This window comes from Micromonospora sp. DH13 (assembly GCF_020873825.1).
Taxonomy (GTDB): domain Bacteria; phylum Actinomycetota; class Actinomycetes; order Mycobacteriales; family Micromonosporaceae; genus Micromonospora; species Micromonospora haikouensis.
In genome coordinates, this window is sequence record NZ_JAHWGR010000110.1 from 1 (window position 1) to 419 (window position 419).

Genomic DNA, 419 nt, shown 5'->3' on the forward strand with positions numbered 1-419 from the left:
GGCCCGGGACGCCGGGGCCGACGCCTACCGGTCGGGCATCGTGCCGGCCGACCCCCGCCGGCTGTCGGAGGTGCTGGAGAGCCAGACGCTGCGCAGCGACCTGGTGCTGATCTCGGGCACCTTCGCCGACGAGGGCGACGCGGTCCGCGAGGCGCTGGGCGCGCTCGGCGACGTGCGGTTCCGGCCCGTGACGATGTTCCCCTGGCCCGTGCAGGCGTTCGGCCGGATCGGCCGGGAGCAGGTGCCGGTCATCATCGTGCCCGGGGAGCCCGTCGCGGCGCTGGTGGCCTTCGAGGTGTTCGTCCGCCCGGCGATCCGGCTGATGCTGGGCAAGCGCCAGCTGTTCCGCCGCACCGTGCAGGCGATCGCGGCCCAGCCCGTCTTCTCGCCGCTGGGCTACCGGCAGTACCTGCACGGTC

The 419-nt window shown here is 74.9% G+C and carries 1 protein-coding gene; it reads left to right on the plus strand.

Translation table 11 applies throughout. The features are described 5' to 3' along the window. On the plus strand, positions 1–419 hold a 419-nt coding region (locus tag LPA42_RS33475; protein ID WP_255705532.1), incomplete at both ends, for a molybdopterin-binding protein.